Raw genomic sequence first — 14,875 nt, 5'->3', positions numbered from 1 at the left:
TATTGCTTGGTTGGGTTAGATGGGAGAGATAAAAATGCGCAAGGTTATTGTCGTGATTGATATGCAGAATGATTTTATCGATGGTGCCCTCGGCACGAAGGAGGCTCAGGCGATGCTGCCGCGGCTGGTGGCGAAGCTTGAAAAAGAGAAGGATGCTGTGCTGGTGTTCACGCAGGATACGCATGGCAAGGATTATATGGAGACGCAGGAAGGGAAGAATCTGCCGGTGCCGCACTGCATCAAGCCGGAAAAGGGCTGGGAGATTGCGCCGTCGTTGCAGGTTTTTGCGAAGGAAGCTGCGGCCATCGTCGAAAAGCCGGCGTTTGGCTCCATGGAACTGCCGAATGTCGTGGCAAGACTCCATCCGGACGAGGTGGAATTTGTCGGACTCTGCACGGATATCTGCGTCATCTCGAATGCGATGATCCTCAAGGCTGCTTTTCCGGAGCTGCCCGTGTCTGTCGACGCCGACTGCTGTGCCGGCGTGACGCCCGAGAGTCACGAGAATGCTCTGCAGGCCATGAAGATGTGCCAGATTGCCATCCATTGAATCTATGACATTATATGATGTTCTGCTCTGAAGAAGGATTTTTAAAAAATTTAGCGAACTCTAACCTATCATATTAATTTCATTACACCGGTCATTAATATGATGGCTGATCATTTGCTATGGATCCATCGGGGAGGAATCATCATGAAGAAGTGCATTCATTGTCAAGCAGTCATTCCGGATGAAGCAGAATTTTGCCCGGAATGCGGTACGAAACAGCCTGTTATGCAAAATCCGGCACAGCCGGCAGCTCCTATGACAAATCAGGGGGCTAATATGACTATGCCGCAGGGGCAGCCAAATGCAGGGCAGAACAATGCCTATGCACAGGCTGCCCAGTCTTTTGTGCAGAGCGGCGCAGATACGGCACAGCAGATGTCGCAGAAATTCTTTGCCCGCGTCGGGAATATGATGCGGTGGGAGAAGATTGCTTACATCGGACTCGGCATGATTGCCATTTCGGTTCTGCTGCCCCTCATCAGCATCAGCATCATTTCCTGCCTGACGAGCATGGTCAACATCAGTCAGCTTATGACGTTTGCGGTTTTGGCATTCTGCTGTCTGGCAGGTTATTATGTCAGCGAGGAGAAGTATAATATTCCACTTTCTATCAATATTGGCCTGCTCGTGACATTTGCTGTTATTTACTGCAAACTGCATTTTGCCATAGTCGATTTCTTTGATAAGACGAAAAAAGGGGCACAGGCAGCGTCTCAGATGACGGGTGGACTCGATTTCGGCCTGGGAGCGAATTTTGTTCAGGAGTTTGCCGATAAAATTGTCGGACTGGGCATTGGCGTGTATTTTCTGTTGGCAGGTGCCTTTATTGTCATTATTGCCTGTGCGGCCTGCCGGCTTTCGCGCAAGAATCTGCCAGTCAATATTGGCTTCATCTGCACGGAAGCGAAAGATGCCATGCTGGAGCCGGCTGTCATGGGGAATCAGCGGATTCCGGCGTTCATTCTGACCATTCTCGTTGTCGGTGTGCTTCTCTTCATAGCGATGAATATCGAAGTCTTTGGCTTCCGCATTTCCAGCCTGCTTTAAGGGGAATCTTGAGGGAAGAGGCCGAGAATTGTCAATCCTGACACGGGGAGGAAAATATTTTGTCCGATAGCAAACAATGGACGTGCCCAAATTGCGGCACGGTGAATTCAAGTAAGTTCTGTACGAAATGCGGCATGAAAAATCCGTCGATGAAGGCAGATGAGCCGTCTGTATGGATTTGTCCGCAATGCGGTGCACAAAACAAAGGAAAATTCTGCATCAAATGCGGGCAGCCAAAAAAATCTTCTGTCATGCAAACAGCGGTGGAGCAGACACAAATAATCCCGCCGGTGCAGAGCACACAGGGGCCATCTGCTCCTGTTTCGCAGCCGATGAGTGCGGCGGATATAGCAAAAAATATATCGGCACCTTCTGCAGGCGCACCGTCTGCTTCGCATATGAAGCAGAAACAGGCCCTGCTGATTGCCGTTATCCTCATTCTGGCCGGAGTTCTTGGCTATTTTGGCTACCGCGAATTCTTTGCGGACAATGGGACGGGCTATCAGCCTGTGGCCAAACAGTCGGCAGCTAAGGAAGATGCGCCGGCGCGGGAGATGAAGACGGATCTTTCGCTTGGCGGACTCGACCTTGGCGATGATACCAGTGCCATCTCAGAAGTGGAGAAATCTGCGGAAAAGAAGGATCCGCACCAAGAGGGTTCGATGCTGCGCCATTACTACGATAACATGGAAATCGTTGAGGAAAATGGCAAGATTACGGCGCTTGTCTCGCAGGATGACAGTGTTTCAACCAAACGCGGACTTCATCAGGGCTCGACCTTGGACGAAGTGCAGAAAGCCTATGGCACGGATACGTTCTCGAAATCGGATGATGGAGAGGGCCGCACGCTTTATGAATATAAATTCACGGGGCTGGATGGCCGTATCGGCTTATTGCGTTTTGCTGTGAAGGACAATAAAGTGGATTATATCAGCGTGCGCACATATGAAGGCGCGCAGCAGCCTGCTGGTGTAAAAGCACCGAATCAGGCAAATGCGTCAAACGATACGGAAAGTGCCAAGGGGACGCTGCGGAATTTTCACAGTGCAATCTCCTCGAAAAATCTCAGCGCCGCCTGGAATCTCATGACGCCGGAACAGCAGAATCGGATGGGCGGTTACGATTCGTTCCGCAATGGCTACAGCACGACGCTTTCCAGCACAGTCTCGAATATTTCGGTCGCGTCATCCTCAAGCGATAAGGTAGTCTTGAACTATACGCTGACCGCCCGTGACCGTGCAGACGGCGGCAAAGTCAAGGTACAGAATTTCAATGGCACTGCCACGCTTGTCAAGCAGGATGGCGGTTGGAAAATTGCCTATACGGAGTCGACTAAGACAGGCGAGCATATGCAGTGACGGAAGGGAAGGATATGATGGAAAAGTCGGCCAATACGATGAAAATTCTCGTTGGCATTATCCTCGTACTTGTTCTGGCACTGGCAGGGTTCTTTGTCTTTACCCAGTATGAGCAGCATGTTTATGTCAAACAGGCTGTTTATACGGAAGAAGTTGCCAGCGATGCGCGGGACGTTGCGCTTGGCGTGAAAGACTTGCATGGCGGCCCGGAAAGTGCAGCGGCAAAGGACCTGCTTGGTAAAATCGACGCGGTACAGGGAAACCTGAAAAAGACAGCGGGAGACCTCAAAACGGCGCGTCCAGGCAGCAAGTACCGTACGGCTAATGCAGATTTATTGGAAGCGGTGCTTTTGGAAGGGAATATCCTCGATGATGTTGAAAATATCATTAAGAATCCGTTGGACAAGGATACGAATGCGGCCATTGCGCGTGTGAAGGAAAATGTGGCGGAGCTTAAAGACCGCGGCAGCAGCATTGCGATTGAGAAAACGGATTTTGCTTCTGCGTTCAATCTCGATGGCCTCGATACGATGCTGACATCATACGTTCAGCAGCAGCGTTCGTCATCAAGGACGGTCAAAGCAGCCGCAGCTAAGTCAGCTGATACACAGAAGCAATCGTTAGTGGCAAATTTCAAGGCGCGCTTGCAGGGAACATGGGGAAAACCGCGCACGGATATCATTACGTCGTATGATTCGGTAGGTGAGGTTGTACCAAATGAACCGGGACCAGGGTCCAACCAGGAGCCTTATAAACGGTATCCGTTCCGTTCCATTGAAAACGTGACGTACGACAGCAACAGTGATACGTATACGGCAGATGTTACGTATACAGATGGACAGGTGGTTCACATCGTCATCCGCGGCAATGAATCCCTTTTGCTGAATGGTTCGGTATATCAGCGCAGCTCTGGCACAGCACTTTCCAGCCGCCATGCTGTAGTTGACCAATGAAGAAGATATTTTAAGATTTTCTGGCAGGAAATATCGGATTTGTCAGATTTGTCCATAGCCAGCAGAATCCGATTGATGATATGATGGAGAAAAGGAGGGATTTTTATGTTCGATGTTCAGAAGCAGTTTTCATTGGAAGGAAAAGTCGCTCTTGTCACGGGCGCGGCTTATGGCATTGGCTACGCGATTGCCAAGGCCTATGCGGATGCCGGCGCGAAAATCGCGTTCAACTGCCGCAGTCAGGCGCATATGGACAAGGCCCTGGCCATGTACAAGGCGGACGGCATTGAGGCACTTGGCTATATCTGCGATGTGACGCACGAAGAGGATGTGCAGAAGATGGTCGCGGACATTGAGGAGAAACTCGGCACGATTGATATTCTCGTCAATAATGCGGGCATCATTAAGCGCATTCCGATGGTTGAGATGAAGGCGGAGGAATTTCGTCAGGTCATCGATATTGACCTTACTGCGCCGTTCATCGTGGCGAAGGCTGTGCTGCCCGGCATGATCAAGAAGGGCCACGGCAAAATCATCAATGTCTGCTCGATGCTCAGCGAGCTCGGCAGGGAGACGGTGTCCGCCTATACGGCAGCGAAAGGCGGTCTCAAGATGCTGACGAAGAACATCGCCTCGGAATACGGCGCCATGAATATCCAATGCAACGGCATTGGGCCTGGGTATATCGCGACGCCGCAGACCGCACCTCTGCGTACGCCGGGGAATCCCTTCAACGATTTTATCCTCGCGAAGACGCCGATGCAGCGCTGGGGCACGCCGGAAGACCTCATGGGGCCGGCCGTATTTCTCGCTGCGGATGCCTCAAATTTTGTCAATGGCCATATCCTCTATGTCGATGGCGGCATCCTGGCATATCTTGGCCGCAAGCCTTGAAAAATAAAGCTAAAGCACATAAAAAGACGGAAGCACGTGGGGGGTGCTTCCGTCTTTTTATGTGGCTTTATGTGATTAGTGAGCGCTGCCGAGCAGAATCAGGCGGATGCCGAGGGCGAACATCGCAAGCGATAGCAGCATGAGGATGACTTTGGACTTTGTCTTCTTGGAAATCTTAGCGCCGATCTGTGCACCGACGGCTGCGCCAATCGAAATGCAGATGGCAGGGACCCAGATGATGTGGTTGAGCATGAAATGGCTGATGACACCGAAGGCTGAGGAGCAGGCGAGGACGAAATGGCTTGTGGCCGTCGCGACGTGGACAGGGAAGCCGAGCAGGTAAATCATCAGCGGCACATGGATGACGCCGCCGCCGATGCCGAAGATGCTCGAGATGAAGCCAACACCAAGGCTCGCGACGATACCGAGCGTGCGGTTGTAATGGAAGTCCTTTGGCAGTTCCATGATATTCGAAACAGGCTTGTGTGTGGAATTCCAGTACATGATGATGGACATCAGCAGCAGGAAAATGCCGAAGTAGAGGTCGAGCATCGTCGTGCTGAATTTATTGACAATCCATGAACCGAGTACGGCGCCAGGCAGGGTCGCGATGGCGAAGGGAATTGCCGCACTGAAGAGCACGCGTTTCTGGCGGATATAAGCGAGCGTGCCGCTCATGGCATTGGCCATGACGACGACGAGCGAGGTGCCGGCAATCTGTGCGGCTGTGTGGAAGTACGGGTAAACGCCGCCATCCGAGAGAAACAGGATGAAGATTGGTACGCAGATGAGGCCGCCGCCGATGCCGACGAGCGTGCCAAATGTCCCGACGCCGAGGCCCAGTATCAGGAAGAACAGGATATCCATGTGAGAAAAGACCTTCTTTCTTTGTTTGGCAAATAACAAATAATATAAGAACGTGTTCATTATATCATAGAATGGGCAGCTGCGTAGGACGAAAAAGATATTGCGTGCATAGGAAACGCCTATAAAACGATACGAGCTCTTTTTGCCTGCACCTCTGTTCGATTTCTTTGCCTTTCAGCAGGGATTTTTCCTTTGGAGAGCGAATTCTTCCTTATATAATCCATAAGAAAGAGAGGCTGGTTGTCATGAAACGCTTTATGGATGAAGATTTTTTGTTGCACTCAGAGTTTGCTGAAGATTTGTACCATGACTATGCAGAACATCTGCCGATTATCGATTACCACACACATATTCCCGTGCGGGATATTGCGGAAAACCGTGTCTACCGCAATCTGACGGAGGTCCTCGTCGATAATCCCGTGGCACGCCGCCTCATGCGGGCGAATGGTGTGCCGGAAAAATTTATCACGGGCGGCGAGGCGCCGGCGCGCGAACGCTTCCAGTATTTTGCCGAAGCTCTCGCAAAAGCCGCGGGCAACCCTATCTATACGTGGGTGCACCTCGTGCTCAAACGCATTTTCGACTGCCATTATGTGCTGAATGGCGAGACGGCCGACGATGTTTGGTCTTATTGCGAAGAGAAATTTGCCGATGAGACTGTGACAGTGCGTTCCCTTTTGGAACAGGGACATGTTGAGGCCGTCTTTACGGCAGACCATCCCGAGGACAATCTCAAATGGCACCGCCAGCTGCAGGAAGAGGGGTATCCCATCAAGGTCCTGCCGGTGTTCCATCCGGACGCTGCTTTAGACCTTGCCAATCCGGAATGGGGCAACTACATGCTCTACGACCTCGGCCGGGCCGCTGATGTTGATATCTCAACGATGGGCGAGGTGCGCGAGGCTCTTGCGAAACGCATCGCCTATTTTGACAGCATGGGCTGCCGTACAGCCGACCATGCGCTGCCGCGGATTGTTTACCGCGAGGCCGAGGAGTATGAGCTCGATGATATCGTCGGCCGCGTCATTAACAGCAAGGGCGAGCCGACCGAGGAGGAAATCGAGAAATACCAGACGGCGGTTCTTCGCTTCCTTGGCAAGAAATATGCAGAGCGCGGCTGGGCCATGCAGCTTCATTATGGCATCCTGCGGGACATCAACAGCAAGATGGAAGCAGGCCTCGGCAGCGGCGCGGGCTGCGACTGCATCAGTGCGAGCAGCGATGGCGAGAATCTTGCCAAACTTCTCGACCTGCTTTCGCGCGAAGAAGCCCTGCCTAAAACCATCGTAAGCTCGATGAATCCGACGGACCAAGTCATCATCGGTTCCGTTCTCGGTGCTTTCCAGACAGAAGATGCCGGTCATCTGCAGCTCGGCCCTTCGTGGTGGATTAATCAGACGCCTTTGGGCATCCGTGCACAAGTCGGCTATATGGCAAGTCTCGGCATCATCGGCACGGCCGTAGGCTTCTCGACCGATGCGCGCAGTGCCCTGTTCTGGCCGCGCCATGAATACTACCGCCGCATTCTCTGCGATGCTTTGGCAGGTCTCGTCGAAGAAGGTCTTTACCCAGCGGATAAGGATGCCTTGGGCATGCTGATTAAAGGCGTCTGCTATGAAAATATCAAAAAGTATTTCCGGCTTTGAGGCTGCTGCTGAAAAATAAAAATAATTGGCATAAACATGCAAAAAGGGACTTTGGCAAAACCAAAGTCCCTGACTTTTTCGTGGCGGAGTGGAGAGGATTCGAACCTCCGCACCGGTTACCCAGTCTAACGATTTAGCAAACCGTCCTCTTCAGCCTCTTGAGTACCACTCCATTATGGCGGAGAGGGTGGGATTCGAACCCACGGTGCATTGCTGCATCACCGGTTTTCAAGACCGGCTCCTTAAACCACTCGGACACCTCTCCGCATAAAGAACAGAGTTATTATAACAAAAAAAGACAGTTTCTGTCAAATCGCTTTCCCTGCTTTGCGGCTCCCGTTGCGGTAAAAAATAAGACCTGTTATAATAAGCTAAGGTAAAAATATGACTTACTTGGGAGATGCTGGCAATGAAAATTGCGTTTTTTGATTCGGGGATTGGCGGACTTTCCGTGCTGCATCATGCGATGCGCGTGCTGCCGCATGAACAGTTTGTCTTTTATGCGGATGAGGACCATGTGCCGTATGGCGTCAAGACAAAAGAAGAAGTCCGTGGATTTGTCAAAGAGGCTTTTGATTTTCTCGTGACCTGCGGCGTCAAGGCGATTGTCGTGGCCTGCAATACGGCGACTTCCGTGGCCGTACGCGAAATGCGCCATCTTTATGATATTCCGATTATCGGCATGGAGCCGGCTGCCAAGAAGGCTTTGGACCTTGACGGGGAGCACCGCGTTTTAGTCGCGGCCACGCCGATTACGGTCAAGGGCAAGAAGATGCAGATTCTCATCGAACGCTTTGACAAAGACCATCTTGTGGACCTTCTGCCTCTGCCGCGGCTCGTTGAATTTGCTGAACGCGAGGAATTCAATTCACAGGCTGTTCACGATTACCTGTCGGAGGAACTCGGCCGCTTCGACCTGAGGGAATATTCGGCACTCGTACTTGGCTGTACGCACTTCAATTATTTTAAGGATACCATGCGCGAAATCATGCCGGAGAACATGCATTTTGTCGATGGCAATGAAGGCACAGTGCGCGAGCTCATCCGCCAGCTCAAGGCGCGGGATGGCCTTGAGAATCTGCCGCAGACGGTGGAATACTATTATTCGGGCCGCCGCGTAAAAGATGATGCAGAGCTTGCGCGCATCGGCCGCTACCTCAAACGCCTTGACATGGTTTACGATATTCACTGAGTGCTCCGTTGGCAGGAAGAAGGTCAAAAATCCTGACTTTCCTTGACTTTCGATGGCTTTTGTTCTAGGCTATAGAATGTGCTGCAGGGAAAATGCAAACACGAAATCTGACCGGATTTTAAAGGAGGAATGACCGTGCCAGTCATTACGGAGCATCATGTGAATTTTTATGATACGGATGCTATGGCAGTCGTGCATCATTCAAATTATATCCGCTGGTTTGAGACAGGCCGTGTGGAATATCTGCGCAAGTACGGTATCACACTCGGTGATATGATGAAGGATGGCTACGTATTCCCCATTACGGAGGTGCGCGCCAAATACGTCTCGCCGGGGCATTTTGACGATGTTATCTGCATCGAGACGCGTCCGAAAGCCCTGACGAAGGCCAAAATGGCCTTCCAGTACCGCGTGTTCAATAAGAAGACGGGGGAGCTCATGGTCACGGGCTTTACGCAGAATGTCTTCACGCATATGGAGAGCGGCAGGATCACGCGCCTGCCGGAAAAGTACTATACGAAGCTGCAGCAGGCCATGGCCGATGAGGCTGTTTGGCAGGAGCTGCAGGAAAAAGAGGCAAATAATCCCCACAGGAAATAAAGGACATCCTGTGGGATTTCAAGTTTATAAATTTATCAGGAAAAAGGATAAGAGAATAGTCAGGAGGAATTGACGTGACGGTATTATATGTAATCATTGGCCTGATCGTAGCTGCGGTTATCGTAGCAAAACTTTATCTCTGTGCAGTCGGCAAGGAGAAGGTCGTCGTCAAGACGGATGCTCCTTTTGTCGTAGAATCGCAGACGGACGACGGCATTGTGCTCTCGAAGAAACTGACGTTTGTCAATGAGGGCAAGCAGTGTGCGACGATTATGGATGCTTTTGTGCGTCCGCAGCTGCCGTATGAGCAGTATGACGGCATCGAAGCACGCGGCAAGGCAGAGCGCGAAGGAGAACCGCGCGAGGATGATTACTTTGAAGCTGTACTCATCCAGAAACTCGGTGATCCGAATCATGAGGATAAACTCAATATCTTCGCGAAAGTCAAATTGACGCCGCGCAAAGGCATGACGCTCAAAGAAGCTCTTTCGCATATGGTCGACCTGCCGCTTGATGTCATCTGGATGGAGACGGGCCGTACGCCTTGGCATTACACGAAAGTCCGTTTGACGCTGACGGCCGAAGAGATTGCCAAGCTCGCCGGTGTGGAACTCGTAAAGGACTAAGGGAGGAATTATCATGGCAGAAGCAAAACTCGATCTGATTCCGGTCCCGACGCGCATCCTGACCGAGAAAGACGATATCGTTGACAGCATTGAACGTTATACAAAGGGCAAGATTGGTCCTGACGATCTTCTCTGCACGGCAGAGAGTGTCGTCGCCATCACGCAGGGCCGTTTTGTGCGCCCTGAAGACCTCAAGATTTCCCGCGTAGCTCAGTTCTGCTGCCGTTTCATTCCGGATTACGGCAGCCTTGCCTCGCCGCACGGCATGCAGTCGCTGATGGATGTCGAAGGCAAATGGCGCGTGGCCTTTGCCCTGTTTGCAGGCTTCCTCGGCAAACTTGTCGGCCAGAGCGGCCTTTTCTACAAATGGGGCGGCGAGCAGACGGCCCTCATCGACGATGTCACGGGCACGATGCCGCCGTTCGATAAATGCATCGTCTACGGTCCTAAAAATCCGAATGAGGTCGTCAAGAAAATCCAGCAGCGTCTTGGCTGCTTTGGCGCGATGATCGCGGATGTCAACGACCTCAAGCGTTCCCGCGTGGTCGGTGTCACGGACAAAGTCGACGGACAGATGGCCGCAAAACTGCTTATCGACAATCCGTTCGGCAATGCAAGCCAGAAGACGCCGATCTGCATCATCAAAAATTACAGACAGTATCAGGAGTCGCAGAAATAAGACAGACTGCTTTCCTGCAGGCATAGCCCTGACGAAGCAGAAGAGGTGTGATACCGCGAAGATTCGAAGATTCGGGGTAGGGCACCTCTATTTTTTTAGAAAGGAAGTTTTCAGTTATGTCATCGATAAGAGATACGGAAGATATGGAAAATGGGCTGAGGCATGACCGGCGCATGGCGGATGACCTGCGCCCGTATGAGATTCACCGCCATTTCCAGAAGTATCCGGCAGGTTCTGTGCTCATGGAAATGGGCAATACGAAGGTCATCTGTGCGGCCTCCATCGAAGACCGCGTGCCCTTTTTCCTGCGCGGCACGGGCGAGGGCTGGATTGCCGCGGAATATTCCCTGCTGCCAAGTGCCACGGAAACGCGGACGCAGCGTGAAGCCGTGCGCGGCAAGCAGTCGGGCAGAACACAGGAGATCGAAAGGCTCATCGGCCGCAGCCTGCGCTCCGTCGTCGATATGAAGGCCCTTGGCGAACGTACCATCCTGATTGACTGCGATGTCATTCAGGCAGATGGCGGTACGCGCACGGCCTCGATTACAGGGGCATTTGTCGCGCTGGTCGAGGCCTGTGCTTCGTTTTACAAAAAGGGAAATATTTTCCCCGTAAAGGATTTTTTGTCGGCGATCAGCGTGGGCATCAGTCACGAGGGACAGCCCATTCTGGACCTCTGCTATGAAGAGGATTCTCAGGCCATTGTCGATATGAATGTCGTGATGACCGGAGCAGGCCGCTTCGTTGAAGTGCAGGGAACGGGCGAGGGACGCCCGTTCACGCACGAAGAGCTCGGTGCCCTTTTGCAGTTCGGCGAAAAAGGCTGCCGTGAGCTCATTTCCTATCAGAAAGATGTATTAGGCGGTGAGCTTGTCTGGCTCGTCGGCCGGGAAGGTTGATGGGGGCTATGAAAATGAAAAAAATCGTGATTGCTACAAAAAATCAGGGCAAGGTGCGCGAAATGCGCGCAGCCCTTGCGCATTTACCGGTAGAAGTCCTTTCTTTAAAAGAATTTGGCCAGTTTCCCGATGCCGTGGAAAATGGCAGTACATTTACTGAGAACGCACGCATCAAAGCGGAATTCTATCGGGAAAAGACAGGCTGTGCCTGCATTGCCGATGATTCCGGGATTGAAGTTGCGGTGCTTGGCGGTGCACCGGGCATTCATTCCGCGCGTTTTGCCGGCTTTCATGCCGACGATGCGACGAACAACGAAAAGCTTTTGCAGGAGCTCAGGAAGGCCGGCGTAAAGGAATCGCCAGCAGATTACCGCTGTGCCCTTGTTTTTGCGGATACGGACGGCAGCATTTTTACGAGCGAAGGCCGCTGCGATGGAACGGTGCAGATGGTGCCGCGCGGAGAAAACGGCTTTGGCTATGACCCGTATTTTTATCCGGCGGAATATCCCGGCCGGACGATGGCGGAGATCAGCCTGGCAGAGAAAGACCGCATCAGCCATCGCGGCAAGGCCCTGCGTGAGATGGTTTGCAAATTGGAGGAACATTTAAAATGAAGATTGGAATCGTAAGTGACAGCCACGGCTCGACTGCTGCTGTCGACAGGATGCTCGCCCATCCGGCATCCAACGGCGTAACGCTCTGGCTGCATGCCGGCGATGTCGTGCCGGACGCAGAGTATCTGGAGATGGTGACAAAGGGGGAGGCAGACGTGCGTTATGTCGCGGGCAACAGTGATTGGCCGGATGTCTCTGCAAAAACGGATGATGTGATCGAGGCTGCCGGCCACCGCATTTTCCTCACCCATGGCCATCTGTACGGTGTTCGCTTTACGACGAAGATGCTTTGCGATGCTGCGGAAGAGGAAGGCTGTGACATCGCCGTTTACGGCCATACGCATGTCGCGGAAGTATCAACGGGGGGCCTGACCGTCCTGAATCCCGGCAGCGTGGCAAGACCCCGCGATGCGGCGCAGGGTTCTTTCCTCATCATGGAGTTGGAACAGGGGAAACGCCCTCATTGTCAGCTCATTCGCCTCGCATGATTTTTATACATCACGATCATGCATTATAGTAACGAAATAAGAAAAAATCGATGAAAATAAAAATTTTTTTGCTGGGCAGGAAGGATTTTAAAATGTCAATCACTAATATAAAAACCGAGTGATAAAGCTCACAAAATGGCTGCGCGGAGGAAGTGAAAAAAGCGAATGGAATTCACTTTTTTCAAGGCTTCGCGGGCTTTCAGAAAAGCTTGAAAGCCGTCATAAAATGTGTTATGATGAACCACAGATGTGTGATAAGTTGTATTTATGGGAGGGATTACTTTGCGAGAACTCGACGCAAAACAAATCACGGAGACCGTTGCACAGTTGTGCAAGGAAGCTGCTTATTACCTGCCGAAGGATGTCTATGAAGGCCTGAAAAAAGGCCGCGAGACGGAGAAATCTCCGGTTGGTCAGGCAGTTCTTGACCAGATCATCAAGAATGCAGAAATTGCACGCGACGAAGACCGTCCGTACTGCCAGGATACCGGCATGACGATCGTCTTCCTCGAAGTAGGTCAGGATCTCCACATCGTCGGCGGCGACCTCGAAACGGCTGTCAACGATGGTATTGCCAAAGGCTACACGGAAGGCTATCTGAGAAAATCTGTTGTAGCAGAGCCGATTTTCAACCGCGTCAACACGAAGAACAATACGCCGGGCGTCATCTATACGAAGATTGTTCCGGGCGACCAGCTCAAGATCACGGTCGAGCCGAAGGGCTTTGGCTCTGAGAACAAGGGCGGCATCAAGATGCTCGTTCCGGCTGACGGCGTGGAAGGCGTCAAGAAAGCCGTTATGGAGATCATTCTCCATGCCAGCATGAACCCGTGCCCGCCGATGGTTGTCGGTATCGGCATTGGCGGTACGATGGACCGTGCTGCTGTCATGAGCAAGATTGCCCTTACGCGTTCGATTGACTCGCATAACCCGATGCCTGAGTACGCAAAACTCGAAGACGAACTCCTCGAACTCATCAATGAGACGGGTATTGGACCGCAGCTCGGCGGTACGACGTCCTGCCTCGGCGTCAATATTGAATGGGGCCCGACGCACATTGCCGGCCTGCCGGTTGCAGTAACAATCTGCTGCCATGCATGCCGTCATGCAAAACGCGTTCTTTGATTCCATTTGGTAAATGCTAATATGAGCAGAATATATCAGGAGGAGAGATAATCATGGCAGAACCCATTCGTATCCATACACCATTTACGGAAGAAGATTCCCGTAAACTCAAGATTGGCGACAGTGTTCTCATCACGGGCGAGATTTATGCTGCCCGCGATGCTGCACATAAGAAAATGTGTGAAGCTCTTGCAAAAGGCGAGAAACTGCCGATTGATTGGCACAATAAGATGGTCTATTACCTCGGACCTACGCCGGCAAAACCGGGTGATCCAATTGGTTCCTGCGGCCCGACGACTTCCGGCCGTATGGACGCTTACACGCCGACGATGCTCGACCAGGGCATCAAGGGCATGATCGGCAAAGGCTCCCGCTCGAAGGAAGTTGTCGATTCCATGAAGAAAAACGGCGTTACGTATTTTGCTGCTGTCGGCGGCGCTGCAGCTCTGATTGCAAAATCCGTTAAGAAGTATGAAGTCCTCGCTTACCCGGAACTCGGCCCAGAGGCTCTTGCCCGTCTGACCGTTGAGGATTTCCCGGCTATCGTTGTCATCGACTGCGAAGGCAATAACCTTTACGATGTCAACCAGAAGAAGTATCGTACCCTCAAGGGTTACTGATAAAGTTGGGAGAAGGGAAGTTTTTGGGAGGCTCGCTTGAAGGCTTCCCTTCTTTTTCCAAGAATCAACAGGAGGTATAGAATGTTCCATACAACTTTTTATCTGCGCCGTCTGCATTCTTTAGTCGGCCTGTTCGCAATCGGACTTTTCCTTTTCGAACATATCATCACGAATGCCCGCGCTCTCGGTGGTGCAGAATCACTCAATGGTGCGCTTGCGATGATGGAGCTCATCCCGCATCCGATTTTCCTCGGCCTTGAGATCTTTGGCGTAGCACTGCCAATTCTCTTCCATGCCATCTACGGCATCTACATCGCCCTGCAGGCAAAGAACAACCCGGGCCGCTATGGCTACGTCCGCAACTGGCAGTTTGCTCTGCAGCGCTGGACGGCATGGTTCCTCGTTGTATTCCTCATCTGGCACGTATTCTATCTGCGTATTTTCACGAAGGGAATCTCGGGTACGCCGATTTCCTATGAACTCCTGCACTCCTACTTTACGAGCAGCCCAATTGTAGTGGTACTTTACACGATTGGTATGTTTGCTGCAATCTTCCATTTCTGCAACGGTATCACGACTTTCTGCATGACTTGGGGTATTGCCAAGGGCCCGCGCGTCCAGAGCGTCATCAACGTTCTCTCGATGTGCCTCTGCGCTCTTCTCTGCCTTGTCACGATTGCTTTCATGGCAAGCTACTTCGTCATGTAAGACCGGTAC

At 52.0% G+C, this 14,875-nt stretch carries 17 protein-coding genes and 2 tRNA genes; 16 read left to right on the top strand and 3 right to left on the bottom strand.

The window, feature by feature from the left end; all coding sequences use genetic code 11:
* The first annotated feature begins 34 nt into the window (after window positions 1-34).
* The 5 genes from ACE419_RS02660 to ACE419_RS02640 all read left to right on the top strand — a co-directional run bounded on the left by ACE419_RS02660 (window position 35) and on the right by ACE419_RS02640 (window position 4,802).
* The gene (locus ACE419_RS02660) at window positions 35-550 is read left to right on the top strand and encodes a cysteine hydrolase family protein (RefSeq protein WP_432646175.1); all 516 of its coding nucleotides are present in this window, start codon (window positions 35-37) and stop codon (window positions 548-550) included.
* A gap of 144 nt (window positions 551-694) precedes the next feature.
* Complete coding sequence (locus tag ACE419_RS02655; protein WP_435720905.1) at window positions 695-1,597, top strand: zinc ribbon domain-containing protein; 903 nt, start codon at window positions 695-697, stop codon at window positions 1,595-1,597.
* Between the two features lie 59 nt (window positions 1,598-1,656).
* Entirely contained in the window at window positions 1,657-2,955 is a 1,299-nt protein-coding gene (locus ACE419_RS02650; protein WP_435720904.1) for a zinc ribbon domain-containing protein, read from the top strand.
* 14 nt (window positions 2,956-2,969) lie between these two features.
* Complete coding sequence (locus tag ACE419_RS02645) at window positions 2,970-3,908, top strand: hypothetical protein (protein WP_435720903.1); 939 nt, start codon at window positions 2,970-2,972, stop codon at window positions 3,906-3,908.
* Window positions 3,909-4,013: 105 nt separating this feature from the next.
* Window positions 4,014-4,802 carry a gluconate 5-dehydrogenase gene (locus tag ACE419_RS02640; protein WP_432646179.1) on the top strand — a complete coding sequence of 263 codons (789 nt, stop codon included), beginning with the start codon at window positions 4,014-4,016 and terminating at the stop codon, window positions 4,800-4,802.
* 75 nt (window positions 4,803-4,877) lie between these two features.
* On the opposite strand, the gene ACE419_RS02635 is transcribed toward ACE419_RS02640, so the two are convergent.
* A complete protein-coding gene (locus ACE419_RS02635) occupies window positions 4,878-5,669 on the bottom strand; it encodes a sulfite exporter TauE/SafE family protein (protein WP_432646180.1) in 792 nt (263 codons plus the stop codon).
* A 245-nt stretch (window positions 5,670-5,914) separates the two neighbouring features.
* Here ACE419_RS02635 and uxaC point away from each other — a divergent pair, with 245 nt between their 5' ends.
* A complete protein-coding gene (uxaC, locus tag ACE419_RS02630; protein WP_432646181.1) occupies window positions 5,915-7,315 on the top strand; it encodes a glucuronate isomerase in 1,401 nt (466 codons plus the stop codon).
* 81 nt (window positions 7,316-7,396) lie between these two features.
* On the opposite strand, the gene ACE419_RS02625 is transcribed toward uxaC, so the two are convergent.
* Window positions 7,397-7,487 (bottom strand) — tRNA-Ser (locus tag ACE419_RS02625).
* 4 nt (window positions 7,488-7,491) lie between these two features.
* Window positions 7,492-7,580 (bottom strand) — tRNA-Ser (locus ACE419_RS02620).
* 144 nt (window positions 7,581-7,724) lie between these two features.
* Here ACE419_RS02620 and murI point away from each other — a divergent pair.
* The 10 genes from murI to ACE419_RS02570 all read left to right on the top strand — a co-directional run bounded on the left by murI (window position 7,725) and on the right by ACE419_RS02570 (window position 14,866).
* Entirely contained in the window at window positions 7,725-8,507 is a 783-nt protein-coding gene (gene murI / locus ACE419_RS02615) for a glutamate racemase (RefSeq protein ID WP_435720902.1), read from the top strand.
* Between the two features lie 135 nt (window positions 8,508-8,642).
* Window positions 8,643-9,107: an acyl-CoA thioesterase gene (locus tag ACE419_RS02610; protein WP_432646183.1), complete on the top strand. Its 465-nt coding sequence runs from the start codon at window positions 8,643-8,645 to the stop codon at window positions 9,105-9,107.
* Window positions 9,108-9,181: 74 nt separating this feature from the next.
* Window positions 9,182-9,733: a hypothetical protein gene (locus ACE419_RS02605; RefSeq protein ID WP_432646184.1), complete on the top strand. Its 552-nt coding sequence runs from the start codon at window positions 9,182-9,184 to the stop codon at window positions 9,731-9,733.
* 13 nt (window positions 9,734-9,746) lie between these two features.
* Complete coding sequence (locus ACE419_RS02600) at window positions 9,747-10,412, top strand: F420-0:Gamma-glutamyl ligase (RefSeq protein ID WP_432646185.1); 666 nt, start codon at window positions 9,747-9,749, stop codon at window positions 10,410-10,412.
* A 116-nt stretch (window positions 10,413-10,528) separates the two neighbouring features.
* Window positions 10,529-11,311: a ribonuclease PH gene (rph, locus tag ACE419_RS02595; protein WP_432646186.1), complete on the top strand. Its 783-nt coding sequence runs from the start codon at window positions 10,529-10,531 to the stop codon at window positions 11,309-11,311.
* A gap of 14 nt (window positions 11,312-11,325) precedes the next feature.
* On the top strand, window positions 11,326-11,925 hold the full coding sequence (rdgB, locus tag ACE419_RS02590; protein WP_435720901.1) for an RdgB/HAM1 family non-canonical purine NTP pyrophosphatase: 600 nt from the start codon (window positions 11,326-11,328) through the stop codon (window positions 11,923-11,925).
* Window positions 11,922-12,413, top strand: coding sequence for a YfcE family phosphodiesterase (locus ACE419_RS02585; protein WP_432646187.1), 492 nt, complete (start codon window positions 11,922-11,924; stop codon window positions 12,411-12,413). The genes rdgB and ACE419_RS02585 overlap by 4 nt, the downstream gene beginning before the upstream one ends.
* A 282-nt stretch (window positions 12,414-12,695) precedes the next feature.
* Window positions 12,696-13,538, top strand: a complete 843-nt coding sequence (locus ACE419_RS02580; protein ID WP_432646188.1) for a fumarate hydratase — start codon at window positions 12,696-12,698, stop codon at window positions 13,536-13,538.
* Between the two features lie 53 nt (window positions 13,539-13,591).
* Window positions 13,592-14,158, top strand: coding sequence for a Fe-S-containing hydro-lyase (locus ACE419_RS02575; RefSeq protein WP_432646189.1), 567 nt, complete (start codon window positions 13,592-13,594; stop codon window positions 14,156-14,158).
* An 81-nt stretch (window positions 14,159-14,239) separates the two neighbouring features.
* A complete protein-coding gene (locus ACE419_RS02570; protein ID WP_432646190.1) occupies window positions 14,240-14,866 on the top strand; it encodes a succinate dehydrogenase/fumarate reductase transmembrane subunit in 627 nt (208 codons plus the stop codon).
* Window positions 14,867-14,875: the final 9 nt, after the last annotated feature.

The sequence above is a fragment of the Mitsuokella apri genome (assembly GCF_047974105.1).
Classification (GTDB): domain Bacteria; phylum Bacillota; class Negativicutes; order Selenomonadales; family Selenomonadaceae; genus Mitsuokella.
This window is presented reverse-complemented; position numbering and strand designations above follow the sequence as displayed.